This window comes from Selenomonas sp. oral taxon 138 str. F0429, from assembly GCF_000318175.2.
GTDB lineage: Bacteria > Bacillota > Negativicutes > Selenomonadales > Selenomonadaceae > Centipeda > Centipeda timonae.
The window spans coordinates 1,265-2,935 of record NZ_KB290937.1 but is presented as its reverse complement, the minus strand read 5'-3'; the positions used below and the strand labels follow the sequence as shown (position 1 = coordinate 2,935).

The 1,671-nt window shown below is 54.3% G+C and carries 2 protein-coding genes and 1 pseudogene; all 3 read right to left on the bottom strand.

What is annotated here, in order from left to right; genetic code table 11:
• Nucleotides 1-178: pseudogene (locus tag HMPREF9163_RS12725) on the bottom strand (phage major capsid protein); the annotation flags it as partial.
• Nucleotides 179-201: 23 nt separating this feature from the next.
• Nucleotides 202-897 carry a head maturation protease, ClpP-related gene (locus tag HMPREF9163_RS04865; RefSeq protein WP_009440559.1) on the bottom strand — a complete coding sequence of 232 codons (696 nt, stop codon included), beginning with the start codon at nucleotides 895-897 and terminating at the stop codon, nucleotides 202-204.
• Nucleotides 887-1,671, bottom strand: a 785-nt coding sequence (locus HMPREF9163_RS12385) for a phage portal protein (RefSeq protein WP_009440558.1), incomplete at its 5' end; no start/stop codon positions are given. The genes HMPREF9163_RS12385 and HMPREF9163_RS04865, both read right to left, overlap by 11 nt.

Here is a 1,671-nt window from a genome sequence, read left to right as displayed (position 1 = left end):
CCTGACGCTCCATGCGCTCGATGTCCTTGCCGAGTGCGAGCACCTCATTCTCCATCTGCTCGTATGCCTTGGCGTCCTCTGCCGTAAGGCGGCCGTCCTTCTCGTGTTCGTCGAGGAACTGCTTCGCCTGTTCCCACATTTCTGCACGCTTCTCGCGCATTGCCATGATCTTATCCATGTGTTTGTCCCTCCGTTAATTCCTTAATGTGAAATAGAAAAGAGCCGCTTCTTAAACGGCTCTGCATCGACATTATTTGTTTGTGTCCCCTGCCCGAATTTCGAGAGCAGGGAGTTTGTGACGGCGGCACGGGAGAAGATCAGCCCGTCTGCCGTATCCGTCACAGGACGCTGTGCGTCCGTATAGAGAACAGAATCCGCAAATCCAAGCTCCACCGCCTTCTTTGCGTTCATCCACGTCTCGGCATCCATCAGCCGCGAAATCTTCGCACGGGACAGTCCCGTCTTGAGTTCGTAGGCGTTGATGATGCTCTCCTTGATTTCGGCAAGGAACGTGATTGTCCGTTCCATCTCGTGCGTATCTCCGATGGAGACGGTCATGGGATTGTGGATCATCAACATCCCCAAGGGTGAAATCTCAACCGTTGATCCTGCCATAGCGACAACGGATGCAGCAGAAGCGGCAATTCCGTCAATCTTGACATTGACATTTCCCTTATACTCCATGAGCATATTGTAGATCTGTGCCGCTGCATAGCAGTCGCCGCCCGGTGAGTTGATCCAGAGGTCAATATCTCCCTCGGCGGCATTCAGTTCGGAACGGAACATCTGAGGTGTGACTTCATCGCCCCACCACGTTTCATCCGAAATCTCACCATCGAGGAGAAGGGTTCGCTTCTCTCCGTCGTTCCGCACCCAGTTCCAAAATTTACGTTTCATCGCCCTCTCCTTTCTTGTTGGCGAATAAACCTGCGTCCCTCAGTTTTGTCATATTCCCGTTGATGAGGTACAGATCGCCGCCCTCGTCTGCTTCGATGGGATTCATGTCCTCAAGACTGCGGATGTCGTTCGCGGAGAGCCATCCGTTCTGCCGCCCAATGGCATATCCTTCCATACGGCTCTTGTAGTCCCCACGCAGCAGCCCGTCCACGTTGAAACGGATGAAGTAGTCCTTCCGCTCTTTATCCGTCAGCAATGCCTTTTGAAGCGACTGCTCCCAACGAACGACCCACGGATTCAGCGTGTACTTTACGAACTCAAGCGACTGCTGCTCAATGTTCGAAAACGAGGATTTCTCCAAATCTCCGACCATATGCGGCGGCACACGGTAAAGACGTGCAATCTCGTCGATCTGAAACTTCCTCGTCTCAAGGAACTGCGCCTCCTCGGGAGGAATGGCAATCTGCTGATACTTCACGCCCTCCTCGAGGACGGCGATCCTGCCCGTGTTCATCGTACCGCCGTAGACAGCGTGCCAGCTCTCACGGAGCTTTGACGGGTCTTTTAGGATACCGGGATGTTCAAGCACGCCGCCCGGACGCGCTCCGTTCTTGAAAAATGCCGCGCCATACTCTTCCGTTGCCAGAGCGATGCCGATGGCATTCTTCGCCATAGCGATGGGACTGTAGCCCACAAGACCATCGAAGCCGAGTCCCGGAATATGCAGCACATCCTCACGCCGCAGACGAATCTGCCCCTTGTCCGCAAAATTCG